This window comes from Mycoplana sp. 10N416 (assembly GCF_056394765.1).
Window position 1 is genome coordinate 458,056 of sequence record NZ_JBFTIM010000003.1, and the last position, 23,901, is coordinate 481,956.

The following is a 23,901-nucleotide window of genomic DNA, read 5'->3' on the forward strand; positions in this document are numbered from 1 at the left end:
GACTGCCTTAAGGTGGCGGCTGGATCGCTCCGTCCACGATGAAGGACGAGGACGCAAGATCGATGCGGAAAGCAAATCTCCTGGCACTGATTTGGGTTTTGATTGCGGCAGTCCTGCCTGCTCGGGCCCTCGAAGTACCCTTGCCGATGGACGAGGCGTTCGTGCCTGTAATCGCCAAGGAAGACGACGGCCGCCTGACGATCAGCTGGAAGATCGCCGACGGCTATTATCTCTACCGGGACTATCTTTCGGCCGAAAGCGCCGACGATCAACCGCTCACACTTCAGACCGAGCCGGGCAAGATCAAGGACGATCCGGGCTTCGGCACGACCGAAGTCTATTACGGAGAGGCTTCGGCCTCGATCGCCGATGCTCCTCAAACCATTCGCCTCACCTACCAAGGCTGCCAGGACGGTGGGCTGTGTTATCCGCCGACGACAAGGACGATCGATGTCGCAGCAATGACCATCAGCAAACCGGATGGAGGCGGTTTTGCGCTCCCCCCGACCGGGGACGCTCGCCCGGCGGCGGACGCGGGCAAAACCAAGGCTGATTTCGCCATCGCCGGTGACAGCGGCGAAACGACGGTCGACCGACTCTTGACCGGCGGCGGACTTGCCTTGCTTCTTGCCGGCTTCCTCGGCTTCGGCCTGCTGCTCGCCTTCACCCCCTGCGTCTTCCCGATGTATCCGATCGTTGCCGCTATGCTCACGCGCGAGGGTGAAGGGCTGACGGCCGGGCGCGGCTTCGTACTGGCGTCCGCCTATGTGCTGGCGCTCGCCGCCGCCTTCGGCCTCGTCGGCATCGCGGCCGCATGGTCGGGCCAGAACCTGCAGATCGTGCTGCAATCGCCCCTCGCGATCGGCGCGGTAGCCGGGCTGTTCGTCCTGCTGGCACTCTCCAATTTCGGCCTGTTCCACATCCAGCTCCCGGCAGCGATCGGCTGTCGCCTGAACGGTGGCAGGCGGAAAGGCGGTTCTGTCGGCGCCGCCGCCCTGCTCGGCCTTTCCTCGGCCTTCCTTGTCGGGCCCTGCGTGACCGCGCCACTCGCCGGTGCCCTTCTCTACATTGCCCGGACGGGCGACGTCGTGATCGGCGCACTCGCCCTCTTCGCTCTCGGCCTCGGCAAGGGCATCCCGCTCATCGCCATGGCGACGATCGGCGGCAAGGCGCTGCCGCGCGCCGGGGCATGGATGGAAAATGTCAGGCACGTCTTCGGCTTCCTCTTCCTGGGAACAGCGATCTGGCTTGCGACCCCGCTGGTGCCGGAGCGCTTCGCCCTCTTGCCCTGGGCCGTGCCGGCGCTCGCCTTCGGCGTCTATGCCGGCGCTTTGGACGGGCTGCGGATTACCAGCGGATATGGGGTGCTGACGCGCTCTGCCGCCGTCGTCTCCCTCCTCTGGGGCAGCCTCCTGCTGGCGGGATTCGGTCTTGGCGCCAGCGATCCGCTGACCCCGCTCGGCCCGCTCAAGGGGGCGGTGAACGCCAGCCACACAATCGAGAAGGCGGATTTCACTAAAATCGGCTCGGCAGATCGGCTCTCCAGCCTCCTCGACACCGCCGCCGCCGACAACAGGCCCACCCTCGTCTATGTCACCGCGGACTGGTGCGTCACCTGCCGCACGATCGAGCGAACGGTGCTGACGGCGCCCGATGTCGCTGCCAGCCTTGACGGGATCCGGCTCGCAAGCCTCGACGTCACCACCCTCGATGCGGACAACAGCGCGCTGATGCGTTCGCTCGCCGTCGTCGGCCCACCGACCATGATCTTCTTCGACGGCAGCAAACAGGAGGTGCCCGGCACGCGCCTGGTCGGCGATATCACCGCCACATCGCTCTCGGACGCCGCAAGGATCGCGAAGGGCAGAGTACAATGAATGCCGTCGCGATAGGCCCTTTCGCCTTCTCCGCCGATCGTTTCTCGGTAATCACGGGCTTGATCGTCTTCATGGCGGTCGGCTCCCTCCTCGCAGCCCGCGTCGACAACCGGCTTGGCACCTGGGCGACGTCCGCAGTGCTTGCGGGTATTGTCGGCGCGCGGACGATGCATGTCCTTGCCCATGCCGAGAGCTTCATGCAGGACCCGTGGCGGGTCCTCGCCATCTGGCAGGGCGGCTTTTCGCCGGCCGGCGGCTTCATCGGCGTACTGCTGGTCACCGTAATGCTCTGGCGAAAGGCGCCGCCTGCCGCGCCCTGGACGATCATGCCGCTCGCCGCCGGCCTTTTCGCCTGGGTCGCTGCCACCACCCTCACCGATGGCAGTGCTGCGCCCCGCGCACCGGAAACGTCCTATGCCGTGCTTGCACAGGGCGAGACCATATCCGTCGCTGATCGCAAAGGGCGCCCTGCGGTGCTCAATCTCTGGGCAAGCTGGTGCCCGCCCTGCCGGCGCGAAATGCCGATGATGGCGGAGATGGCCGGCCGCAATCCGCAGGTCGACTTTCTCTTTGCCAATCAGGGTGAAGGCAGGGAGGCGATCGCCACCTATCTGCGCCAGGCCGGCGTCGATCTCGAAACCATCCTTCTCGATCCCTTTGCCGACCTCTCGCGCCACTACGGTGCGATCGGCCTGCCCGCAACGCTTTTCATCAACCCGGACGGTACGCTTGCCGCCACCCATCTCGGCGAAATCTCCCGCGAAGCACTCGCCGAAAGCCTCGCCGCCCTTTCACTTCAGGACAGGACCCAGACAGAATGAAAGCTCCGGTTTTTCCGGCTTCCGCCACGCGCCTGCGCGGCATGCTCCTTGCCACCCTCGCCGCCACCCTGCTTTCGGCCTGCGCGCAGACGGCACCGCCGTCGAAGGAGATCGCCAAGCCGCGCGCCGACCCGAACGTCCAGAGCATGTATGCCGCCGTGCAGGACGGCGACACCATCGTGCCCGCCGTCGACGTTTCCAAGATGGATCCGAAGAACATCCGCCAGGTGGTCGACTACCAGACGGAATACCCGCCGGGCACCATCGTCGTCGATCCACACGCGCGCTTCCTCTATCTCGTCATGGAGGGCAGCAAAGCGATGCGCTACGGCGTGGGCGTCGCCAAGGCGGGGCTTGAATTCGAGGGCGAGGCAGACATCGCCCGCAAGGGACGCTGGCCCGGCTGGGTGCCGACACCGAACATGATCGCGCGCAACCCGGAGCGCTACGGGCCGCTGGCCGGCGGCATGGAAGGCGGCCTGCGCAACCCACTCGGCGCACGCGCGCTCTACCTCTACAAGAATGGCCAGGACACGCTCTATCGCATCCACGGCACGAACGAGCCCTGGTCGATCGGCAAGTCGGTTTCCTCCGGCTGCATCCGCCTGCTCAACCAGGACATCATCGACCTGCACCGCCGCGTACCGAAGGGCTCCCGCGTCGTCGTCCTCAGCCCCAACCAATCCGCACAGGGAGAAATCTGATGCTCACCCGCAGAACCGTTCTGACCACCACGCTCGCTGCCGCCGCCGCTTCGTTCATCGAGGGGCGCCCGTCCTTCGCCCAGCAACTGACCAAGGAGGAGGTGTTCTTCGACAAGGACGCGCCCGTCCTCGGCAATCCCAAGGGCGATGTCACCATCGTCGAGTTCTTCGACTATCAGTGCCCCTATTGCAAAAAGGTGCATCCGACGGTCGAGAAGGTCGTCAAGGCCGACGGCAATGTGCGTCTCGTCCTGAAGGACTGGCCGATCTTCGGCGATGCCTCCGTCTTTGCCGCGCAGGCCGTGCTCGGCGCCGCGCAGATCGGCAAATACCATGTCGCGATGCAGGCGCTGATGAAAACCAAGGCAAAGCTCTCGCACGACGACATAGAGAAAGCGCTGACCGGCGCCGGCCTTTCCATGAAAGACCTCACCGCCGCCGTGAACAAGCACAACACCAAGATTTCCGCACTTCTCGACCGCAACTACAATCAGGCGCTCGCCTTCAACTTCGCCGGCACGCCGTCATTCGTCATAGGCTCTGCGATTTTTCCAGGCGTTCTCGATGAAACGGGACTGAAGGAAGCCATTGCCAAAGCGAGAGGATGAGAGACCCCGGCCCGGGAAGTCAGCTTAGAAGATAAGTGCCTGTTATCTCGAGATTTTTCGGTAGAAGGCACTTACTTCGCCACTTTCTCTCCCCACTTTGCAATTGATATTGGCCGTTTAGGCGCTATGGATAACTCCCGCAGGCATGTCGCGCCGCCTTCTCCACCGTATAATTTCGATCGAAATCTGAAACGCGGAACAGTCGATGAGGCCAGACAGGCTAGCGCCGCCCTCGGGCAAGCCGGCACAACCTTCCTCGACAATGGCGACACGGAACAGCTCGCCAAGCAGGGCGCCCTCGAAGAAGCGGGCAAAAACGCTCAGTATGCGGCAATGGGTCGTAACTGACGAAGGCCGCGCCGAATCAGGCGCATCGATTGGGACTACGGGAAACGCTAATGTCTAAGAAGACCAAACACGAACATTCGGAACTCTCCGGCGAATTCACCGAAGACGGCATCACCGTGTTGGTCGACATTTTTCGTCCGGCCGGCACGAACCACGATTGGCGGATGGAGGTGATCACCCAAGACGAAGATGTCATTGAGTGGGAAGAGCCATTCGCGACCGACCGGGAGGCATTCGACGAGTTTTTGGCAACTGTTGCCCGAGACGGGATCCGATCGTTTTTGGAGGACGATGAGCCGTCGGTACATTGATGGTCGCTCCACCCCAGGCAGTCTCTTTATGCCTGGCGGCTGACGGTTCAGCGCTACTGCGTGTACAATCCCTATATCGGCCGAGGGGCCATCAAAGCCCTGCTCCCTCATGGGCCGCATAACGTGCGAGACGTTCTCGCCACCCATATCCTCAAGCAGACAGGCTCGTGCGAGCAGGCCAGCCATGTCATTCAAGACATGGATGCCGACCTTTGACTGCAAGCTAAAACACTGTAGACATCACTCAGAACGCGACTGCCGTTAGATTTAGAACGGGGTCGGGCGGCCGATTGACGTCACGCTGCTGCCTCGAGATCACGACGGCCGTTCTCACATCACTTGCGCTAAAGCAAATCTGACCTTCTAACGTCACTTTTCTATATATTAGACTCACCTCACATCCCGTGACACTCCACCTTAAATGGAGGTGGACCATGAGCGCACAACACGACATCGATGATGCTGTGGCGAGGCTATTTGGACTTCGCCGGAAGCTGATGCCGCGACTGTAGGCAACGACAAAGCCGGCCTAGAAATGCGGCGGCCATTCAGGGGCATTTCCCGACTTGCTTTGGCGAAGCAGCACGAAGAAGCTCTGGAAAAGACCCGCTCGGTCTCGAAGCCTTCCAGGCCCCTTTGGTTGGCCGCCGCACCGCAGCCGAGCAAGATTGACACGAGAACCTCAACGTGAGAAAAGAACAAACAAGGAACATGTAGGGTTCTCGCCATGTCCAGAACAGACACCGTCATTGCCCGAGCCCTCGCGGAAGTCGCCGCCTCCCGTGCATTGCGCGAACGCATCCTTGCTCGGCGCGCTGAGGCGCAGAAGCAGACCGAAGCACCGCCGCCAGTCTACGTCCTGCGCAAGGGCACACAGCTGCGGTTGGCCTTGCAATGACCGCCGCGACCAAAGAAGAGCCGCTCCTCGACGAGGCGGCTGCCATCCTTGCTCTACACAATGGCGACGCCGTTGAGGCAATCCGCACCCTGTTGGCCGAGCGGGATGCCGTCGAGGAAAAACTTCGATCCGCTGCGATAGCGATGGGCCATGGCTTCGCGAGGGGTTGGCGCACAACGTTGCCCGGCAAATATGTCGGTGAAGGATGAACGTGATCAGGCGTCACGTTGCAACCTTCACCCGTTGGCGCTGACCCGACTCATCGGCGCTCGAATGCTTCGATAAGCCGAAGCCAGGAGGACGGCATGCGTCAGTGGGATGAGGTGCGGGCGAAGCGCGATCGGCTCTGGAGGCTGGCCACGATTTTAACCGCCAGCGTTGTCTCAGTCGGCATTCCGACGGCCATCGTGATTGCCGCCCTCAGATATTAGGACCAGGCGACCACCTACACGATCAGCCAAGCTAAGTCCAAAACCTGCTACAAGCCTGTCCAGTGCGGCACATCACACCGTGAAAAGTTCCCGAGGGGAGTCTGTCAGGCACTCACATCCGTCTTTTGTCACGACAATCGTTTCGGAGATCACGACAACATGTTTTCCGGTCACGTAAATACCGGGCACCAAATGAAAAACCATACCTTCTTCGATCGTGCGCTTTTCGCCGGCGCGTATTGACAATATGTTGCCCTCCCCCCAATCCGGCGCGTAGTTGATCCCGACCGAATAGCCACTGCGATGACCGAGTGTGTAGCCGAACTCAGCGAAGTTCCTAACATTCAATGCATGGACTTCGTCGCAGGTGACCCCGGGCTTGATGTTGCCAAGCAGCAATTCCAGCGACTTTAAAGTAGCGGTTTCGAGATGTTTCAGCTCTTCCGACTTTCCGCCCACGACGCCCGACCGAAACAATGGGCCTGCATAGCGGGCAACAACACCGGGAAATTCAAAGGCAAGTGAATCGCCCTTCTGCAACTTGCGGCCCGACCAGGTCGCGTGACCAAGACTGGTGCGCTGACCGCTTACGATAAACGGCGGCAAGCCCGGAAACTCGCCTCCGTGCTTGATCAAGGTCGACCACACGCAGGCAGCAATATCGTTCTCGTTAACTCCACTCCCTGCCATATCGATCAGGCCGCACCCTGTTGGGAGCCGACTCCACAAAATCGTACCTCGCAACCGCCTCGGCGACTTCATTGAGCTTTGCGCGCTCGACAAAGCCCGATATAGATTGGCGTGGTGTATCCAAGGTCCACGGGACTGGCGACGGCACGGACTTTTACAATTCCGTCGTTCAGAATGCGATTCAGCTTCTTTCGGGCCGTCGGCTCCCTAACCTGAAGCCGGCGCGCCAGTTCGACGGTCTACATTCGTCCGTCTTCTTGCAACAACCGGACTATGCCTTTTTCGTCATCGTCCAACATTCAAGATCTCCTTTATTGAAAAAAGTAGAGGCTATTTTTTTGTCAATACGTAAAATTGTTGAGGAGTTTTTTCTTTTTACGAAATTTCCAGGCCTGTGAGATGGCCACTGGGCGGTCATGGTCCTGGTCTGGAAGGATGTCATAGGCCTCTCCCAGCAGGTGGCCCTTGCGCGCGCGTAAAGCACGTCGCTTTTTTAAAAGCCCCCTGGGGCTTTCAGCCTTGATCGGAACCGATGCTTGTCTAAGCGGGACGCCCGCCAAGCGTGTGCAGATCACCTTGTCACTGCGAAGTTGAGCCTTGACGGTCCGAAGCTCTCGTCCGTGCGGACGATGACCGATGACCTCTTTCAGCCCGTTGCGGACATGACCCCGCGCTCGCGGGAGCCCGCTCCTAGTTCAATCGATGCCGGAACATCCAGGCGGATATTGGCATCGTGACGGCGGCGATGACGACCAACGCCAACATGTCAGGAAGCAGTTCAGTGAGGTGTGCGCCCTCGAGATAGACGCGACGGGTGATCGAGATTGCGTACTTCAGCGGATTGATCATCGTGACGTATTGGAGCACCTCGGGCATGTTGTCTGTCGGCGACATAAGCCCCGAGAGCAGCATGAACGGCATCAGAAACATGAAACACAGGATCATCGCCTGCTGCATGTTCGCGGCGAGCGACGACAGGAACAGGCCGAAGCCGATCGCAGCCGCCAGGAAGAGCGCCAGCCCGAGATAGAGCGTCAGTAACGAGCCCGCGAAGGGTATCTGGAACCAGAACAACGCCACCATGAGAATGGCGGACGACTGGGCGATACCGACGATCATCGAAGGGACCGCCTTGCCGACCATGATCTCGGTGGGCGTGAATGGCGCGACGAGGAGTTGCTCGAACGTTCCTTCCTCGCGTTCGCGCGCCACGGACATCGCCGTCAGCATCATCGTCATCATCATGGTTATGGTCCCGATCAACGAAGGAATCATTGTCCAGCGCGTCTCGAGTTGCGGGTTGAACCAGGCGCGAGTCGTGACCTGAACGGCAGGGCCGGATATTCCCTTCCGCGAACGCCAGTCGGCTGCGAAGTCCGCGATGATCGTATTGGCGTAGCCTTGCGCGACGCCGCTGGTATTGGAGTTGCGCCCGTCCGCAATGACTTGCACTGCCGACGAACTACCGCTTGCGAGCTGGCGCTCGAAATCGCGCTCGACGACGATGACAAGGATAACCTTCTTAGTGTCCAGCAACGTGACCGCCTGGCCTGTCTGTGCCAGCGTCGCCTGCCGCTGAAATATTCCAGAACCCTCCAGCTTCGATATGAGTTCCCTGGATGTCGCGCTCCGATCCAGGTCGATGAGCGCGTAGGGAACCGTGTTCAGGTCGTAGGTGGCCGCGTAGCCAAAGATTAGGCACTGAAGGATCGGTGGAAGTACAAGGCTCGCTCGGCTCTTCGGGTCCTTGAGGATGACCAGAAGTTCCTTGCGGATCAGGGTGACGATACGAAGCAGGGAGGCCAGCATCACGCGATCCTCTTTCGGGTCAGCTTCACCGACAGGGCAAGCAGTGCGGTCGCCATTCCGGCGAGAACGGCCGCATTGGGCAGAATGACGTTCCAGATGTTTCCGGCGAGGAAAAGGGTCTGCAGCAACGTCACGAAATAGCGCGCGGGAAAGATGTAAGTGATCATCTGCACCGCGACCGGCATGCTCCGCGGGTCAAACATGAAGCCGGAGAGCATCATGGCCGGCAGGAACGTCACGAACATTGTTACCTGGCTTGCGATGAACTGATTTTTGGTCGCAGACGAGATCACAAGCCCAAGACCGAGGGCAACCAGCAGGTAAAGCATGGACACGACAGTTAGAATGAGGAGCGAGCCGCGAAGCGGGACGCCGAACAGCAGCGTGCTGCCAGCGACACAGAGCGCAAGTCCTGCAAGGCCTAGCAGGAAATAGGGAACTGTTTTCCCCAACAGTATCTCAAAGGAGCTTACGGGTGTGACGAAGAGCGCCTCGAACGTGCCACGTTCCCATTCGCGCGCCATGACGAGTGCCGTCAGCATTGCGCCTATCAGTGTCATCACCAGGACGATAAGTCCTGGAACCAGAAAATAGGTGCTGTCGTTCGCCTCGTTAAACCAAAGGCGCGACTCAATGTTGATTAGGCCGCCAGGATTTCCGCTTCGGGCCGCTTCCTTGGCGGCCCAAACTCCGACTGCGCCCTGAGCGTATCCGAGCGATATCCGAGCGGTGTTGGAGTCCGCTCCGTTCACGATCACCTGGACCTCGGCGTTCCCAAGTTCGAGGGTGCGAGCGAAATCCACGGGAATTCTGACGATGGCATTGGCTCGGGACGACATCAGCATCTCCCGTGCCTCCGCCATCGTCTTGACCGGCACGGCGGAAAAGTAGTCAGACAGTTCGAAGACAGAGGCGACGCTGCGCGCTTCGGCCGAATTGTCTTCCATGACGATGGCCACCGGAACGTTCTTGACGTCAAGGTTGATGCCGTAGCCGAAGAGGACGAGGAGCGCGATGGGCATCACGATGCCAATCGCGATGCTGCTCGGATCGCGGAGGAGCTGCCAGCTTTCTTTCCTGATGAGCGCGCTTATCCGCCGGAGGGCGGCGAGCATCCTGCTGGCGTCGCGGGCGCTCATGTCGTGCCCTCTTTGTCCTTGCGCCGCTGCTTTTCCACGATGGCAATGAATGCCTGCTCCATCGTCGGTGCTTTGTCCTGATCGGCCACGGCGCGTGCCCTGATATCAAGGGGTGTGCCTTCCGCCAGGTTCTTGCCCGCGTCCAGGATGATGATCCGATCGCAATACTCGGCCTCCTCCATGAAATGGGTCGTGACGATAATTGTTACCCCACGCTCGGAGAGTGCTGTGATCCTGCCCCAGAACTGGCGTCTGGCGAGCGGATCGGCACCGCTGGTGGCCTCGTCGAGGAACAGGATCTCGGGCTCGTGGAGCAGTGCCGCTGCCAGCGCCAGGCGCTGCTTGAAACCACCGGGCAACTGGCCACTTGGCAACTCGGAAAACTGATCGAGCTCGAACTGCTCCTTCAGAACTTTGACCCTCTCCCTCTTGCCACTCCCCCTCAGACCGTAGGCACTGGCAAAGAATTCGAGGTTCTCGTCGACCGTGAGTTGCCGGTAGAGCGAAAACTTCTGCGCCACATACCCGAGCTTCTGCCGAGCCTTCGCACCAGCGGTCAGGAGGTTTGCACCTGCCACTTGAAGTGTGCCGCTCGTGGCGGGCAAAAGGCCGCAAAGCATCTTGAACGTCGTGCTCTTGCCGGCTCCGTTCGGACCAAGCAGGCCGTACACCTCGCCTTGTCGGACTTTGAAGCTCACGTGGTCGACGGCTGTGAAGTCGCCGAAGGTTCTGACGAGATCGTCGACCTCAACGACCGTCTCATCGGGTCCGGAGGCCTGGGTAGCGACGCCGATGTTGCTCTTTCGCCGTTGATCACCTGCGATCGCGTCAAAGAGCAACATGAACGCATCCTCAAAACGCGGTTCCACTGCTTCCGTCTCAAGCGTTCTTCCCTCGAGTTCCAATGGCTGTGGATCTGCGGAGGACTTCCTGACGACACGGACGCGGCCTGCTTCAGGAACCGCATCGGCAATACCCGGCAATCCGAACAGGCGCGCCTGGAGAGACCGCGCGCGCATCCCATCCGGGGCGCTGACCAGAAAGCAGCATCCCTCGGCTTTGGCGGTAATCTCGTCAGGGCGACCTTCCGCCAGAACCCGACCGGCATGCATGAGCACGGCGTGTTCGCATCGCTCGGCCTCCTCCAGATAGGATGTCGAGACGATGACGGACAGCCCATCTTTGACAAGCTTGAACACAATCTCCCAGAGTTCGCGCCGGGAGAGAGGATCAACCCCAACGGTCGGTTCGTCGAGAAGGAGGAGTTGTGGAGACCGGACGAGGGTGCACGCAAGTCCGAGCTTTTGTTTCATGCCTCCTGACAGTTTGCCCGCTGGCCTTGCCCTGAACCGTCCGAGTTGGGTCATCTCGAACAGGCGCGGATAAACGTCCGCTCTCTGTTCCGCCGTCACGCCATGCAAATCGGCATACAGATCGAGGTTCTCCTGGACGCTGAGGTCTTCGTAGAGACCGAAGCGCTGCGGCATGTAGCTGATCTGGTCCTGAACTTGCTGCGGGGAGTGCGTGACGTCGATGCCGATGACGTGAAGATTTCCGCTGTCTGGGACGACGAGTCCGGAGGCTAAACGCAACAGCGTCGTCTTGCCTGCTCCGTCTGGACCGACCAGCGCTGTCAGTGCGCCGCATTCCACCTTCAGCGAGATACCCGCAAGGGCTTCGACAGCTTCACCGGTGTTCCGGATGAAGGTCTTTCGGACATCCTTCGCGACAAGGGCTGCTTCATTGGCACTCATCGTGGGTGATCCTATTGCCGGGCGGTGGAGGTCTCGCCGTTATCGAGGATCGGCCTGACCGTCGCGGGCATTCCCAGCCTGAGGAGGTTGTCGGGATCATCGACAAAGACTCGCACCTCGTAGACGAGGCTGCTGCGCAGTTCCTCGGTCTGCACCGTTTTGGGCGTAAACTCGGCGACCGGCGAGATGAAGCCGATCCAGCCCTGAAACGGGCGTCCGGGCGCAGAATCCACGGACACAGAAGCCTTCATGCCGGGCCTGATCCGCCCGAGTTGGGTTTCGGAAACGTAGGCACGTGCCCATTTCGGACTGATTGTCGCCAACGAGAACGCCGCGCGCGTGGGCGATGCCATCTCGCCCGGCTCGATCAGCCTCGACCTGACGACGGCATCGACCGGAGACTTCAGCTCGGCGTCGGCAAGCTGTTGATGCAACAACATCACGTTAGCTTCGGCCGCATGAAGCTCCGCCTCTCCTTGCTGGATGTCTTCGATCCGCGGGCCGGCCACAAGCAAATCCAGCGCTTCCTGATTTGCTGCAACCTTGGCATCGGCCATTCTTGAGGTCGCTTCCGTGATTTCAAGGGACCGCTGGCTGGCGACGGATCGCAATGCCAGGTCACTTTGACGCTCATATTGTATCTTTGCATTCGCTGCATCGGCCTTGGCGGAATCGAGATTGGCGCGCGCCTGGGCGATCTCCTCCGGTCTGCTGCCACTCTTCAGGCGAGCGAGATTGGCGCGTTGGCTGGCGGCCTGCGCCTCCGCCTGAGCAACTTGTGGCCGAAGCCTGCTGGTGTCGAGCCTGCCGAGTAGCTGATCCTTTTTGACGCGGTCGCCTTCTTCAGCAAGGACCTCAGCGACCCGCTCGCTCCCGTTGAAGGCCAGACTGACCTGCCGGAAATCGACGTTGCCATAGAGAACGAGTTCGTCAGAACCGCCATGGCGGTAGAGATACCACCAAATTGCCCCGCCGCCGACCGCGGCCAAGAGCACGAGAATGGCAACGAGGCGTTTCATGACCGGAATGCACTCCAATGAGCAGGCATGGCGCAATGGTGCCGAGCGGGGCACTTGTCAAATCGTAATTTCAAATTATAATTTAAACTATCAATGGTCAAGGGCTGCATCAGTGGGACACGCAAATCGACAAGCACGCGTCAAGGAACGCCAGGACGGAGCAAGCACCCGGACGAACCTTCTGAATGCTGCTGGGGGCGTATTCGCCGAGCTCGGGTTCGATCGGGCGACGGCAAAGGAAATTGCCAGTCGTGCCGAAACGAATGCGGCAGCCGTGAACTATCACTTTGGTGGCATCCAGGGCCTCTATGAGGAGGTACTCGTGGAAGCCCATCGGCGAATTGTGAACTACAATGACCTCGCGCAGGCGCTCGCTGCAAGCAATGACCCTAAGGAGAAGCTTCGCCGCCTGTTGAGCCTCGTCGTCAAGGTCATTCGTGCAGATGTGAAGGACGCATGGCCCATCAAGATCATCGTCAGGGAACTGATAGCGCCGACGGCTCATATAGAGCGGCTGCGCCGCGAAGAATTGGAGCCGAAAAAAGCTCTGCTGGCAGGTGTCGTAGCGGAGATTATGGGAATTGAGCGGGATGATGCCCTAGTGGGGCAAGCGGTCTTCTCAGTCATGTCTCCTTGCTTCATGATGATGGTCGCGGAGAAACGACTATCGGAGATCATTCCTTCGATTGGTCGTGAGGTGACTAGCGATGACGAGTTAGTGGACCGGCTGGTGTGCTTCACTCTAGGCGGCCTCGCAGGGCTGGCTGGAGACAGGGCCAAATCATTGAACTGAAGTCCTGTGACGTGGGTCGCGGCGCCCCGATCACGCTATTGAAGGGGTTCGCGAGTTGCCGCGTCAGCTGCCCATTTCCGCGTCCGACATCCACTGCGAAGCCCCGTCCGCCAACGATTTGCGCCAGGACGCTCGCAGGTCCGGCGGGGCACTCGGGCCATCCCGGACGACGCACGATGTCCGCTGTTGGCGCAACGCGGACGAGAGCCGATGGTGGCTTTTGGCCCACCTTTGAAGATATCTGAGAGCGCGGAACCGGCATCCTGGGCTTGGCCCGTGAATTCCAAAAACTGCATCTGACCTATCCGTCCATGTCATGCATCGGTTTGACAGCCTCGGGAACAGGCCTTTCCGCAGCCGTGCCATGCCCGCCAATCGCGCAAAAGTGACGAGTGCCGACCTTGACCGCGATCGCCAACAGCATGGCCTTAATCCCTGATTTCAATCTGGGCTTCGTGGGCCGCGGCAATGAATGCAAATCTTGCCTGCTCGGACGTCTTCTTGCCCTTGATCGCCGCCTCGATGACAAGCAGAGCCCGGTTCAGCGCTTCGCCATCGTCAAGCGGCCAATCTTCAATGAGAGCCCATGAGGCTTGTTGTAGGTTGCTTATGGTCGTGAATTTGCCCGGCGCTTCCAGCGCCAAAGTCACACCCTTGTTCCAGTTGTTGCTCACGAAATGACCTCCAAGATAAGAATTTCGAGAACTCTTAGCATCGATCGGCGCGCATGGTGAGAGGGTGTGGAAGCGTCAGTTGTCGGCGCAAAGTGGACGGGTGCTGAAGTCCGCTGACAGCCCAAAGCGAGCGCCACCGCAGAAGTCGCTATTTACTCGGAGCATCTCACCGAATTCGCCCTCGTCCGGAAAGTCCTGCTGAGGATGCGGGCGTGGGAAAACTACCTCGTGTTCGAGCGTTAGGGCGACTCGCGAGGCTTTTGCGAGGCGATGGAATGATGGCTAGTGGCACCTGAATCCGATGTGAACGACGTTTGTCGGGTGCAAGTTCGACGTGAACCCGCAGCCGCCGGCCATGTGAACCTCAAGTGTCCTAAGAGTTCGAGACGAAAAGCCGTCCTGGCGGTAGGGCTGTTTGGCTCACCTTGAACTTTTAGCCCATCAAGGAGAGATGAAGAGTGATTAGGGGACGTTCCAAATGACTGTCACGTGCCCTCGCCCCGGCTGCTTTTCGCTATGGGTTGAGTGGTGGCAGTGCGGTTCCTGGCTTTCCGATGGGCGATATGCGGGCGGCAAGAATCCATCGCCTGCGACATGAGATCAGTCCCTCCAAAAGGGCAACTCTCACCTCGCGCGGCAATCTCTGATTCGAATCCCCATACCGCACTTGCCCAAAGCGATCATATGCCTTGATCGTGTCTGCTTCGGCATGACGGGCGAGCCAGGAGCGTAGTGGCGTCAAACCAGCCTTGCGTGCCCACGCGTCGAGCGCTTGCGCCAACTCGGCAGTGGAGCCACCGTGGGCTGCATCCGCCACATGTCGAAAGTACATGGCTTCGGATTCCTGCTGCCGCGACCTGCGCCCTTCCCACCACACTTCGAACCGCGACAAACCTAATGCAAGCGAACCGATGACAAGCCCGGCCGCAACGGCTCCGGCGACAAAGCCGCCAATGATCCAGTTGAAGCGGTTCGCTTCAGAGTTTGCCGAAGGTAGAGCAATCGCGTTCGACAAGGCGGACGCGGCCGCCACCGTCACCGTCACCTCCGGCACACTCGCCGATCGCGTGGTCACCGTGCTGGGGTCGAACCAGTTCAGGTCGACGGCAGGAAGAACATAGGTGCCGGGATCGGCGAAGAGATAGCTCGCCACGTCCTTGCGCACGCCTGCAACTGCCACACCGCTTCGATCGGTCTCTTCCGACAGTGAGGGGGCCTGTCGGTACAAGCGCACGCCTTGCGGAGCGGAGAGGTCCGGCTCAGGAATCATCATCGCGCGCAGGCCCTCGGTATGGACCGTGATCGTCCGCACCAAAATATCGCCGGCCTTCAATGTTGCAGGGTCCCGGTCAAAAACCTGCTCAATGGCAATTTTCGCAGCCACAACATCGCTACCGCGCTGGGTGGAACCAGGAGGAACCTGCACCGTGAACCGGAGTGGTGGGAGGGCAACCTTGCCCTGTGTCGTCTGCCCGGCCACCGCTGCGTATCCGAAAGTAATCTCGGCAGGCGGGAGCGAGAAGTCCCCCGATTGCTGGGGGGTGATTACGTAGGTTCGGCGAATGCCGGAGTACTCTGCCCCGTCGATTGTTTCGTTGAGGTTCAGCGCCCGTCCATCCTGGAGCGTGACGATGGCACCGGGTAGGTCGATTGCCGGGAACTGTGGCGGTTGCAGAAAATAGTTCGGCACCAGTACGTCCACATCGACCAGGACTTCCTGTCCGACATACAGGGTCCCCTGGGACTGCAACCTCGCGCGTGCAACCGGGTCGGCTGCCTGCGCGACGACTGTGGTTGCAATACATCCCAACAGCATAGCCAGCAGCGATACGAGAGACAGAGGGTGGATGCTCACTGTTTTGCCGCTCCCGCTGCTTCGATGGCGAACTTGCGGTCCAGCAGGGCGGCCGGGGAGACCTGAATGTTGCGCATCCACATTTCCTCCGTCTGGGCTTCTCCCTTTACCTCGCCCTCCTTGCCGCGCTTGCCCTTGTCGTCGAATTGAATCTGGTCGGGATCGAGCCCAGCCTGCTCCTGCTGCTGGTCCGCTTCCTCCTTGTCCTTCTGTTTCTTTCTGCGTTCCGCCAGAGCAAGGTTGGATTTTGCCTGGGCCCAATCGGGTCGTTGCTTCAATGCTTGTTGATAGGCCGAAATGGCCGCCTCCGGCCTGTCGAGATGCATCAGGGCATTGCCCTGATTGTAGTAGCTTTCCGCTGTGTTCGATCGGGCATGCGCGTCGATGGCGTCCTGGTATCGGCCTGCCCGGTAGAGCGAAACGCCGCGCCAGGCCGGGTCGGAAAAGTGGTCGGCGGCAGCGGCAAAGTCTCCGGCCCGGAATGCACGTTGTCCCTGCTGGTCCGGCGTCCACCAGAGGGCGGCCCAGAGTTCGTTTTGGTCGGCGGCTTGTGCCGGAAAAGGCGAACCCAGCGACAAGATCAACATTGCTGAGCCGAGCCAGTGCAGCGTGTGGCCGCGGCGGAACGTCAACGCGGCCAGGAACGCGATGGGGATTGTGAGATACCAGCCGAAATCGCGCCACCGTGTCAGCCCCTCCTCCGACTTCTGCGCAAAAACAGTCTGGATGCGCCGGACGATCCAGTCGACGTCGCTGTCGTCAAGGGTGACGGTTGCCACCTGCGCACGCGAGGACGATTGCAGATCCTTCAAGGCATCGACATCGAGTCGCGCCTGGACGCGCGCGCCGGAGCTGTCGGTAAGGTATTCGCCGTTTCCAAGTTTGACCGGGCCGCCTTCGGGCGTCCCTATGCCGAGAACCATCAGATCGTTGCGACCCTTGTAATCGGCGAATGCCGAAAAGGCGCTGCGCTCGACCCCATCGGTGAGGAACAGGATCGTGCCGGGTGCCGTCTCGTCGGCCAGCGCGGCCCCGATGACATCCAGAGCCTTGGCTGTATCTTTGCCCGGAACGGGCATCAGCGCCGGTGAAAGGGCTGCGAGATAGGTGGCGATCAACGAGGCGTCGTCGGTCAACGGCAGCACCATGTGGGCGGAGCCCGCGTAGGCGAACAGCGCCGTGCGCGCGCCTTGCCGCCGTGCCATGATATCCCGCACCTTCAGCTTCGCTCGTTCGAGGCGGGACGGCGAAACGTCCGTGGCATTCATCGTCGGCCCGAGGTCCATCGCAATCGCAAGCGGTGCGGTGTCTTCCACGAACGGCGGGCGCTCCCGCTCCCACGTCGGGCCGGCGACGGCAATGCCGGACAAGGCCAGCAGTCCGGCTACGAGATGCACGGGACGAAGCCCGCGGGTCCGGCCGCGGTCAATCAGGAGGTGGTCGAGCAGTTTGGGGGCGATCAGGTTCTTCCAGCGCGAGCGCATGTCCGATTGCCGGCCAAACAGCCAGACAAGCAGGATGGCTCCGAGAACGGCAAGCAACCACCAAGGACGAAGGAAATGGAACTCGGTGATCATGCTTGCGCCTCGCCTTCCGCCCGATCGGCGGTGCGGATCGAAAGCAGCCACGCCAAGGCGTGATAGAGGAAGACAAGGACAATGCCAGCACCGAGCGGGTAGTGAAACAGCTCTATGCGCGGACGCCAACTCAGTGTTTTCTGGTTGGCCGGGGTGATCTGGTCGAGCAGGTCATAGATGCCGGCCAAGGCTTTATGATCCTGGCCGAAGAAATAGCGCCCGCCGGTCGTGGTCGCGATCTTTTCCAGCGTTGCCGTATCGAGTTTCTGTTCGCCTTGCGCAGCCGGATCGCCAATCCCGACGGTGTGGATGCGGATGTGGTTCTCCTTTGCGATCTCGGCCGCCTTGTCCGGTGGCATCTTGCTTGCGGTATCGTTGCCGTCGGTGAGAAGGACCAAGACCTTGTCTGGCGCTTTGCTTTGCTGGAACAGCTTGATGGCAAGCCCGATAGCGTCGCCCACCGCCGTTCGAGGCCCGGCCATTCCCGGAACGGTGTCCTCGAGCATGGCGCGGACGGTTCCATGATCCATCGTGAAGGGAACGATTGGGTAGGGTGCGTCGCCAAAGGCGATCAGTCCAAGACGATCGTTGGAACGGCGCACGATGAAATCCGCGACAACCGCCTTCACGGCATCGACGCGCGCCTCCAGGTTGCCTTGTGGATCGCGGAAATCACGTGTGTCCATCGACTGCGACAGGTCGAGCGCCAGCATCAAATCGCGTTGCGGCTCTGTCTTCTCGATCGGCGGCTCGACATATTGCGGTCTGGCCAGCGCCAACAGGACCAGCAACCAGCAAAGCGGGCCGATGATCTTCTGCAGAAGGTTGGAGCGGGGAACGACCGATCCTTCCGTCGGGCCGATCCCGGCTGCTTTCGTGATGTCGTCGAAGAAGGGAATGCGCACCGCAGGGGTCTGTTCCCGGTATGGCGGAAGCAGCCACCAGATGAGAAGTGGCACTGGCAAAAGCAGGAGCAGCCATGGATGTTCAAGGGTGTACATCGTGCCCCTCTATCCATTGGCGAGCGGCCGAGATCGTTCGCCGGACGGCCGCGTCGTCGCTCACGGCGATCGGCAGCCGGTATTCGGTCTCGGAAAAAAAGCGATAGGCTGCATCGTCCAATCGTGCTTTGCCAGCATGGGACTTTAGGAAATCCGCCCACTCCTGGCCGTTGAGGGCCGCGACTGCCTCGCGTGGCCATACGGCTAGCGCAGTCCGCTTGAGAAGCGCAGGCAGGCTTGCAAGTGCGCGTTGCCGACCGTCTGGCTGGCCGATCTCCGCTTCCAGTGCAGCAAGTTCCGCCAGCGCATCGCGACGGTAGCGGTTCTCGGCTCGATGGACGAGCCAGCGCCAGAGCGCAAAGGCCAAGGCGAGCAAGACGACCATGGCCACCACGGCCCATCCCACGGTGGCGGGCATCATCGACACAGCGGGAGGCAGCGAGATGTCCGCCATTTCCCGAAGGGTGGCGTCGAGCATCGGATCGTGGGCGGGCGTGGTCGGCTCCATCTATCGCCTCCTTTGCCGCCAGGCGAGTTGCCCGAGGAGCGTGCGCAATTGCGGAGCCACCTCTTCGGCCGCGGATATGGGCAGCATTGGCAGTCCCATCTCCTTTTGCCATGAAAGCAGATCGCGCCCGCTGCTGCGGGCGAAGCTGTCGACCGCGTCCCGGACGTTGCTACGGCCGAACTGCAGTTCCGCCTGTAGCGTCCCACTGCTGACTACCATGTCGCCCCGGCGCGGCAGTTCGAGCAGGAAGGGATCGTAGATCAGGATGGCGATGATGTCGTTTGCGACCGACATCTTCATGAGAAGATCCCGTGTCGCGGGACCGTGACCGTCGAAATCGCTGACGACGATGATCAGATGATCGTGCCGCGCGACGGCCGCGACCTTGTTGAGGACCGTATCCAGTTGGCCAGGCGTTCGCGTCGCGTTGGACATTGCGCTCAGCTCGTTGTTCTTGACCGCGATCGCATTGGCGAAACGCATCACCGCTTCGCGGCTGCGGTGGGGACGCACCACTTCCTGCCCCGCGTCGTTGAATACCATTCCGCCGACACGGTCTCCGAGTGCCATCACGCGCCATGCACACAAGGCCGCTACTTCCGCCGCGGCGACTGATTTCATCGTGCGCCGACTGCCGAAGAACATGTTGACACGCTGATCGACGATGATCAGGCCAGGACGATCCTTTTCCTCGTCATAAACCCGAACGAAGGGCTGCCCGGTGCGGGCAGTGACGCGCCAGTCAATGGTGCGGACGTCGTCCCCGGGCATGTAGGTCCGCAGTTCCTCGAAACTCAGCCCCCGACCGCGCATCCGCGATTCATGGCGGCCGGCGAGCAATCGACGTACCGGTGCCTTGCGCAGGAACGTCAGGTCGCAAGCGATCGGTTCCAGGGCTGCGAGATCGTCGATGGTGACGTATGCACCGTCCGAACTGCGCACAGCCCGCCGGGCGATCCCTTTCGATCTTCCAAGGGCGGGTAGAGAAATTGCCATTGCAAGACCCTCCAAGTCAGGCGGTCGCGACCTTCTCAACGATCTTGTCGACTGCCTGGTCGGCGGTGATCCCGCCAGCATGGGCCTCGTAGGAGAGCACAAGCCTGTGGCGGAACACGTCGTGGACGATAGCCTGCACGTCATCCGGCGTTACAAAATCCCGGCCATTCATCCACGCATGTGCGCGTGAAACCTTGTCGAGGCCGATCACCCCGCGAGGGCTGACGCCGACCTGCACCCACTTCGCCAAATCCGCATCGATCTTGTCAGGATAGCGTGTCGCCATGACGAGCGCGACGATGTAGTCCTCGACAGCGCTGGAGACGGTGATGTTGGAGATTTCCCGTCGCGATGCGAGTACGACTTCGGCCGCAAGCTTTTCCAACCCCGCGCTCTTGCCGTGCGTCTCCTTTTCTTCGGAGCGGACGAGTTCCATGATCGCCACTTCCGACTTGGCGTCCGGATAGTCGACGCGAATGTGCATGAGGAACCGGTCGAGCTGGGCCTCGGGCAACGGATAGGTACCTTCCTGCTCGATCGGGTTCTGCGTCGCCATGACGAGGAAGAGCTCGGGCAGCGGATGGCTCTGGCCACCAACCGTCACTTGCCGCTCTTCCATCGCTTCCAGCAAAGCCGATTGCACCTTTGCCGGGGCGCGGTTGACTTCGTCCGCAAGAATGAGATTGGCAAAAATCGGCCCCTGCTGGAACTTGAACTGTCCCTTGCCGTCCTGACTGTAATAGATTTCGGAACCGGTGATATCGGATGGTAGCAAATCGGGTGTGAACTGGATGCGTGACAGGTCCGCTTCAAGGTTCTTCGCCAGGCTCTTGATAGCGCGCGTCTTTGCCAGGCCGGGCAACCCCTCGACGAGCAGATGGCCATTGGCCAGCAGGCCGAGCAAGAGGCGCTCGATCATCCCTTCCTGACCGATGATCGATTGGCCGATCTTCTTGCCAAGCGCTTGAATGTCATCTCGATTGCCCATTGCAATTTCCTTCTACAAAAACCGATTGCGCAAAGAGCCTTGTTTCCGGTGTGCGAGCGATGCAGATCAGAGAGCAGTTCCAGAGCAAAGTGCAGAGACTGTGCTGACGTTGAGCTTTGCGTCGGCGGAGGTTATCCCGCCGCCTATCGGCCGTAGATCAGCGCCGATGGAAGCGCATTCCGCCGCCGCTGCGATCGTCCAGCCCAACGAAGTCCGCCGAGCCCTCGGGGGTCGTCTTCAAAACGAACACAAGGGCTTCTTTGCTCGGCGCATCATTCCCTAATGGCAAACTGTCCGACTGCGCGAACAAAGCTTGCGGCGGCAGGGTCGCGAACAGGCATACGGCGACCAGGAACGACCGTCGGGTGGTTCGGAACATCCTCGACCCCTTTTGTGACAAAGATGCGCGAGACGAGGCGCGCGGCATGGCGCGCCTCGTCGCCTTTGTTACTGGGCCTTGGATTTGGCCTCGTTCTCCTTGATCTTCGCTTCGACGTCTCGAGCGATCTGGTCGATCGAGAAGCTCGCAGGCTCTTGGCTCGGCGGATACTCGATGAACGTCTGCAGGAAGCCGGCGGCGTGCATCGTTATCTGCGCGATTTTGAAGTCATTGCGGACGAGCCAGTCGAAGTATTGATCGGACACGATGTCGGCTCGCTCGAACGGGTCCATTCTCAGGTGGTACAGTTTGGGCACGCGCAGGGGTGTGAAGGGTTCCTGCCAGACTTGGAATCCGCCTGGATACTTCATCTCGACGAAGACCGCCTTCCAGTCACCCAATCGGTAGGCGACAAGGACGCCATCGTCGTTGAAGTAGGCAAAGTCGTTTCGGGGGCCCTTTGTCTCCTGCCCGGTCAGATAAGGAAGCTGGTTATACCCGTCGAGATGAACCTTGTAGTTCTTGCCGCCGACGTCAGTACCCTTCAACAGGCGATCCTTTATGTCGGCGTCACCTGCGGCCGCGAGAAGGGTCGGGAACCAGTCAAGGCCGGAGACCATCTGTCGGGATATCTGTCCGGGTTTGATTTTTCCCGGCCAGCGCACCATGGCCGGAACGCGGAATGCGCCCTCGAAGTTCGAGTCCTTTTCGTTTCGGAACGGAGATGTGGCGGCATCAGGCCAAGTAAAGCGGTTTGGCCCATTGTCCGTCGTGTACACGACGATCGTGTTATCCGTGACGCCCAGATCGTCGAGGGTCTTCAGCAGTTTCCCGACATCGCCGTCGTGTTCGATCATGCCGTCAGCGTAGTAGTTTCCAGGCATCCCACTTTGTCCGAGCATCTCGGGCCGCACGTGGGTGAAGAGATGCATGCGTGTGGTGTTCATCCACGTGAAGAATGGCTTGCCCTGCTGCACCTGCCTCTTCATGAAGTCGATGGCGGCGTCCGTGGTCTCGTCGTCGATGGTTTCCATGCGCTTCTTCGTTAGCGCGCCGGTGTCCTCGATCTTGCCGTCTGCGGAGGCTTTCAACACGCCACGTGGCGAGTTCATCTTCGTGAAGGCCTCGTCGTCCTTCGGCCAGGTTGGATTCTCGGGTTCTTCCTCGGCGTTCAAATGGTAGAGGTTGCCGAAGAACTCATCGAAGCCATGGTTCGTCGGTAGGTACTCATCCCGGTCGCCAAGATGGTTCTTGCCGAACTGCCCGGTGGCATAGCCCAAAGGCTTCAGCGCCTGTGCGATGGTAATATCACGGTCCTGGAGGCCGACAGTCGCGCCCGGCACGCCGACCTTGGAGAGGCCGGTTCTCTTGGGCGTTTGCCCGGTGATGAAGGAGGACCGTCCCGCCGTGCACGAGTTCTCCGCATAATAGTCGGTGAAGATCACCCCTTCCTTGGCGATGCGGTCAATGTTGGGCGTTTCGAATCCCATCACACCCATAGAGTAGGCGCTGATGTTGGTCTGCCCGATGTCATCACCAAAGATGACGAGGATGTTGGGCTTTGCGGCATCCTGCGCGGCGGCGCTAGTGCCTTGGCTCACAAGACTGGAGACGAGAACCGTTCCAGCCAGTGCAATTGTCCTGAGATTGAACGTCATTCGTTGTGGATTGAATAAACTGCAACTGCAAATGGGGGGCATTACGTCACTCCCTTGCGGCAAATATGTCATCAATTCACTAGGTTGCCAGTCAGCAACGCCCACGAGAGTATTGTCTAAACCAGCCGTTGCATAGCTCGAAAAATAGCCCCTCGATCACTTTCCAGCATTCCGGCGGCGAGCCAACGTGCACTTCAACCGTCGAGATTGATGCACTGCGGCATAGGTCGACCGCAAGGAAGTCAAACCTTTCTCGAGCTTAGTCAGCGTGCCCGAAGCGCGACTGGGCAAACCGCCGATGTGGGTCGACGGCGCAGAGTTCCGGTTCGGATCGAACGCTTCTGTATGATTTGACTGGCCCTGAACTCGATCTCAACCGGATCGTCCTGCGTGAACTGAAGTATTCAGGGGGCCGACAGCGAAATGGCAGCCACTGATATACCGAAGACCATTTAGCGGACCGGTAGCTCTCGGCCCCCATGCGGTCTCAACCTAGAACTCCTTGTGGCGCCGAGTGTCGATCGGCGCATCATCCCCTATCCGGGGAGCCGACGGTGAGGCGTTCCTCGATTCCATCTTACGGATCTCGCTGTCAAAACCCGAATGAGGGTATTTGAGAGGCGCTGTGATGGAATTCGGCGAAATCATGCCCACATCTTGTATATGGAGTTCTGAGCGTGAAACTCGCACGTTTGTCCCTTTTCGCTGCGGTTCTGGTGGCCGCTGCGGCCCTTACTCTCTCTTCCTCGATCGGCGAGCAGAGCGGCCGGGCGGTGGCGTTGACCATCGATATCGATGGCGCCATCGGCCCGGCCAGTGCACGGCAGCTCAAGGAAGGCCTTGAGACTGCGGTCGCACGCAACGCCGAAGTTGTGATCTTGCAGATGAACACGCCCGGCGGGCTGGTCACATCAATGCGCGAGATGATCGCCGATATCTTGGCGTCGCCCATTCCTGTCATCGGTTATGTCGCGCCATCAGGCGGCCATGCGGCAAGTGCCGGCACCTACATCCTCTATGCAACCCATGTGGCGGCAATGGCGCCCGGCACCAATCTGGGTGC

At 60.4% G+C, this 23,901-nt stretch carries 24 protein-coding genes; 10 read left to right on the top strand and 14 right to left on the bottom strand.

The features are described from left to right. Positions 1-62: 62 nt before the first annotated feature. The 7 genes from dsbD (at position 63) to AC1DDS_RS09225 (ending at position 5,776) form a co-directional block, all read left to right on the top strand. On the top strand, positions 63-1,877 hold the full coding sequence (dsbD, locus tag AC1DDS_RS09195; RefSeq protein WP_477478602.1) for a protein-disulfide reductase DsbD: 1,815 nt from the start codon (positions 63-65) through the stop codon (positions 1,875-1,877). Continuing rightward, entirely contained in the window at positions 1,874-2,698 is an 825-nt protein-coding gene (locus tag AC1DDS_RS09200; RefSeq protein WP_477478603.1) for a prolipoprotein diacylglyceryl transferase family protein, read from the top strand. Before dsbD ends, AC1DDS_RS09200 begins: the two co-directional genes overlap by 4 nt. Next, positions 2,695-3,402: a L,D-transpeptidase gene (locus AC1DDS_RS09205; protein WP_477478604.1), complete on the top strand. Its 708-nt coding sequence runs from the start codon at positions 2,695-2,697 to the stop codon at positions 3,400-3,402. Before AC1DDS_RS09200 ends, AC1DDS_RS09205 begins: the two co-directional genes overlap by 4 nt. After that, positions 3,402-4,010: a DsbA family protein gene (locus AC1DDS_RS09210; RefSeq protein WP_477478605.1), complete on the top strand. Its 609-nt coding sequence runs from the start codon at positions 3,402-3,404 to the stop codon at positions 4,008-4,010. Before AC1DDS_RS09205 ends, AC1DDS_RS09210 begins: the two co-directional genes overlap by 1 nt. A 398-nt stretch (positions 4,011-4,408) precedes the next feature. After that, positions 4,409-4,669, top strand: a complete 261-nt coding sequence (locus tag AC1DDS_RS09215; RefSeq protein WP_477478606.1) for a hypothetical protein — start codon at positions 4,409-4,411, stop codon at positions 4,667-4,669. 727 nt (positions 4,670-5,396) lie between these two features. Beyond that, positions 5,397-5,567: a hypothetical protein gene (locus AC1DDS_RS09220; protein ID WP_477478607.1), complete on the top strand. Its 171-nt coding sequence runs from the start codon at positions 5,397-5,399 to the stop codon at positions 5,565-5,567. Next, the gene (locus AC1DDS_RS09225) at positions 5,564-5,776 is read left to right on the top strand and encodes a hypothetical protein (protein WP_477478608.1); all 213 of its coding nucleotides are present in this window, start codon (positions 5,564-5,566) and stop codon (positions 5,774-5,776) included. Before AC1DDS_RS09220 ends, AC1DDS_RS09225 begins: the two co-directional genes overlap by 4 nt. 294 nt (positions 5,777-6,070) lie before the next feature. On the opposite strand, the gene AC1DDS_RS09230 is transcribed toward AC1DDS_RS09225, so the two are convergent. Beyond that, a complete protein-coding gene (locus tag AC1DDS_RS09230) occupies positions 6,071-6,688 on the bottom strand; it encodes a M24 family metallopeptidase (protein ID WP_477478609.1) in 618 nt (205 codons plus the stop codon). Between the two features lie 71 nt (positions 6,689-6,759). On the opposite strand from AC1DDS_RS09230, the gene AC1DDS_RS09235 reads away from it, so the two are divergent. Continuing rightward, the gene (locus AC1DDS_RS09235; protein ID WP_477478610.1) at positions 6,760-7,086 is read left to right on the top strand and encodes a hypothetical protein; all 327 of its coding nucleotides are present in this window, start codon (positions 6,760-6,762) and stop codon (positions 7,084-7,086) included. Positions 7,087-7,378: 292 nt separating this feature from the next. Here the strand turns inward: AC1DDS_RS09235 and AC1DDS_RS09240 are convergent, their stop codons facing one another. From AC1DDS_RS09240 to AC1DDS_RS09255, 4 genes are read right to left on the bottom strand one after another with little or no spacing between them, the layout of a single operon-like run. Next, positions 7,379-8,497 (bottom strand): ABC transporter permease, encoded by a 1,119-nt coding sequence (locus AC1DDS_RS09240; RefSeq protein WP_310422668.1) that lies wholly within the window; start codon positions 8,495-8,497, stop codon positions 7,379-7,381. Next, positions 8,497-9,636, bottom strand: a complete 1,140-nt coding sequence (locus AC1DDS_RS09245) for an ABC transporter permease (RefSeq protein WP_477478611.1) — start codon at positions 9,634-9,636, stop codon at positions 8,497-8,499. The genes AC1DDS_RS09240 and AC1DDS_RS09245 overlap by 1 nt, the downstream gene beginning before the upstream one ends. Beyond that, positions 9,633-11,390 (bottom strand): ATP-binding cassette domain-containing protein, encoded by a 1,758-nt coding sequence (locus AC1DDS_RS09250; protein ID WP_477478612.1) that lies wholly within the window; start codon positions 11,388-11,390, stop codon positions 9,633-9,635. Before AC1DDS_RS09250 ends, AC1DDS_RS09245 begins: the two co-directional genes overlap by 4 nt. A gap of 11 nt (positions 11,391-11,401) precedes the next feature. After that, positions 11,402-12,385, bottom strand: a complete 984-nt coding sequence (locus AC1DDS_RS09255; protein ID WP_477478642.1) for an HlyD family secretion protein — start codon at positions 12,383-12,385, stop codon at positions 11,402-11,404. 22 nt (positions 12,386-12,407) lie between these two features. Between AC1DDS_RS09255 and AC1DDS_RS09260 the strand changes: the two genes are divergently transcribed. Further along, positions 12,408-13,202, top strand: a complete 795-nt coding sequence (locus AC1DDS_RS09260; RefSeq protein ID WP_477478613.1) for a CerR family C-terminal domain-containing protein — start codon at positions 12,408-12,410, stop codon at positions 13,200-13,202. A 428-nt stretch (positions 13,203-13,630) separates the two neighbouring features. Here AC1DDS_RS09260 and AC1DDS_RS09265 read toward each other — a convergent pair whose 3' ends face one another. From AC1DDS_RS09265 to AC1DDS_RS09305, 9 genes are all read right to left on the bottom strand, one after another. Beyond that, complete coding sequence (locus AC1DDS_RS09265; RefSeq protein ID WP_477478614.1) at positions 13,631-13,876, bottom strand: DUF982 domain-containing protein; 246 nt, start codon at positions 13,874-13,876, stop codon at positions 13,631-13,633. A 514-nt stretch (positions 13,877-14,390) separates the two neighbouring features. Then, a complete protein-coding gene (locus AC1DDS_RS09270) occupies positions 14,391-15,731 on the bottom strand; it encodes a BatD family protein (RefSeq protein ID WP_477478615.1) in 1,341 nt (446 codons plus the stop codon). Next, a complete protein-coding gene (locus AC1DDS_RS09275) occupies positions 15,728-17,308 on the bottom strand; it encodes a VWA domain-containing protein (protein WP_477478616.1) in 1,581 nt (526 codons plus the stop codon). The genes AC1DDS_RS09270 and AC1DDS_RS09275 overlap by 4 nt, the downstream gene beginning before the upstream one ends. Next, positions 17,305-18,309 carry a vWA domain-containing protein gene (locus tag AC1DDS_RS09280; RefSeq protein ID WP_477478617.1) on the bottom strand — a complete coding sequence of 335 codons (1,005 nt, stop codon included), beginning with the start codon at positions 18,307-18,309 and terminating at the stop codon, positions 17,305-17,307. The genes AC1DDS_RS09275 and AC1DDS_RS09280 overlap by 4 nt, the downstream gene beginning before the upstream one ends. Next, a complete protein-coding gene (locus AC1DDS_RS09285; protein WP_477478618.1) occupies positions 18,296-18,817 on the bottom strand; it encodes a DUF4381 domain-containing protein in 522 nt (173 codons plus the stop codon). The genes AC1DDS_RS09280 and AC1DDS_RS09285 overlap by 14 nt, the downstream gene beginning before the upstream one ends. Next, the gene (locus AC1DDS_RS09290; RefSeq protein ID WP_477478619.1) at positions 18,818-19,813 is read right to left on the bottom strand and encodes a DUF58 domain-containing protein; all 996 of its coding nucleotides are present in this window, start codon (positions 19,811-19,813) and stop codon (positions 18,818-18,820) included. 16 nt (positions 19,814-19,829) lie between these two features. Beyond that, on the bottom strand, positions 19,830-20,801 hold the full coding sequence (locus tag AC1DDS_RS09295) for an AAA family ATPase (RefSeq protein ID WP_477478620.1): 972 nt from the start codon (positions 20,799-20,801) through the stop codon (positions 19,830-19,832). Positions 20,802-20,958: 157 nt separating this feature from the next. After that, entirely contained in the window at positions 20,959-21,180 is a 222-nt protein-coding gene (locus AC1DDS_RS09300; RefSeq protein WP_477478621.1) for a hypothetical protein, read from the bottom strand. Between the two features lie 68 nt (positions 21,181-21,248). Continuing rightward, entirely contained in the window at positions 21,249-22,838 is a 1,590-nt protein-coding gene (locus AC1DDS_RS09305) for an arylsulfatase (protein ID WP_477478643.1), read from the bottom strand. Positions 22,839-23,515: 677 nt separating this feature from the next. On the opposite strand from AC1DDS_RS09305, the gene AC1DDS_RS09310 reads away from it, so the two are divergent. Continuing rightward, on the top strand, positions 23,516-23,901 hold a 386-nt coding region (locus tag AC1DDS_RS09310), incomplete at its 3' end, for a Clp protease/crotonase-like domain-containing protein (protein WP_477478622.1).

Excerpts from the sequence above, each read along its gene's own strand:
- dsbD (WP_477478602.1), top strand. The coding sequence starts at position 63 with ATGCGGAAAGCAAATCTCCTGGCACTGATTTGGGTTTTGATTGCGGCA.
- AC1DDS_RS09200 (WP_477478603.1), top strand. The coding sequence starts at position 1,874 with ATGAATGCCGTCGCGATAGGCCCTTTCGCCTTCTCCGCCGATCGTTTC.
- AC1DDS_RS09205 (WP_477478604.1), top strand. The coding sequence starts at position 2,695 with ATGAAAGCTCCGGTTTTTCCGGCTTCCGCCACGCGCCTGCGCGGCATG.
- AC1DDS_RS09210 (WP_477478605.1), top strand. The coding sequence starts at position 3,402 with ATGCTCACCCGCAGAACCGTTCTGACCACCACGCTCGCTGCCGCCGCC.
- AC1DDS_RS09215 (WP_477478606.1), top strand. The coding sequence starts at position 4,409 with ATGTCTAAGAAGACCAAACACGAACATTCGGAACTCTCCGGCGAATTC.
- AC1DDS_RS09220 (WP_477478607.1), top strand. The coding sequence starts at position 5,397 with ATGTCCAGAACAGACACCGTCATTGCCCGAGCCCTCGCGGAAGTCGCC.
- AC1DDS_RS09225 (WP_477478608.1), top strand. The coding sequence starts at position 5,564 with ATGACCGCCGCGACCAAAGAAGAGCCGCTCCTCGACGAGGCGGCTGCC.
- AC1DDS_RS09230 (WP_477478609.1), bottom strand. The coding sequence starts at position 6,688 with ATGGCAGGGAGTGGAGTTAACGAGAACGATATTGCTGCCTGCGTGTGG.
- AC1DDS_RS09240 (WP_310422668.1), bottom strand. The coding sequence starts at position 8,497 with ATGCTGGCCTCCCTGCTTCGTATCGTCACCCTGATCCGCAAGGAACTT.
- AC1DDS_RS09245 (WP_477478611.1), bottom strand. The coding sequence starts at position 9,636 with ATGAGCGCCCGCGACGCCAGCAGGATGCTCGCCGCCCTCCGGCGGATA.
- AC1DDS_RS09250 (WP_477478612.1), bottom strand. The coding sequence starts at position 11,390 with ATGAGTGCCAATGAAGCAGCCCTTGTCGCGAAGGATGTCCGAAAGACC.
- AC1DDS_RS09260 (WP_477478613.1), top strand. The coding sequence starts at position 12,408 with ATGACCGGAATGCACTCCAATGAGCAGGCATGGCGCAATGGTGCCGAG.
- AC1DDS_RS09275 (WP_477478616.1), bottom strand. The coding sequence starts at position 17,308 with ATGATCACCGAGTTCCATTTCCTTCGTCCTTGGTGGTTGCTTGCCGTT.
- AC1DDS_RS09280 (WP_477478617.1), bottom strand. The coding sequence starts at position 18,309 with ATGTACACCCTTGAACATCCATGGCTGCTCCTGCTTTTGCCAGTGCCA.
- AC1DDS_RS09285 (WP_477478618.1), bottom strand. The coding sequence starts at position 18,817 with ATGGAGCCGACCACGCCCGCCCACGATCCGATGCTCGACGCCACCCTT.
- AC1DDS_RS09290 (WP_477478619.1), bottom strand. The coding sequence starts at position 19,813 with ATGGCAATTTCTCTACCCGCCCTTGGAAGATCGAAAGGGATCGCCCGG.
- AC1DDS_RS09295 (WP_477478620.1), bottom strand. The coding sequence starts at position 20,801 with ATGGGCAATCGAGATGACATTCAAGCGCTTGGCAAGAAGATCGGCCAA.
- AC1DDS_RS09300 (WP_477478621.1), bottom strand. The coding sequence starts at position 21,180 with ATGTTCCGAACCACCCGACGGTCGTTCCTGGTCGCCGTATGCCTGTTC.
- AC1DDS_RS09305 (WP_477478643.1), bottom strand. The coding sequence starts at position 22,838 with ATGACGTTCAATCTCAGGACAATTGCACTGGCTGGAACGGTTCTCGTC.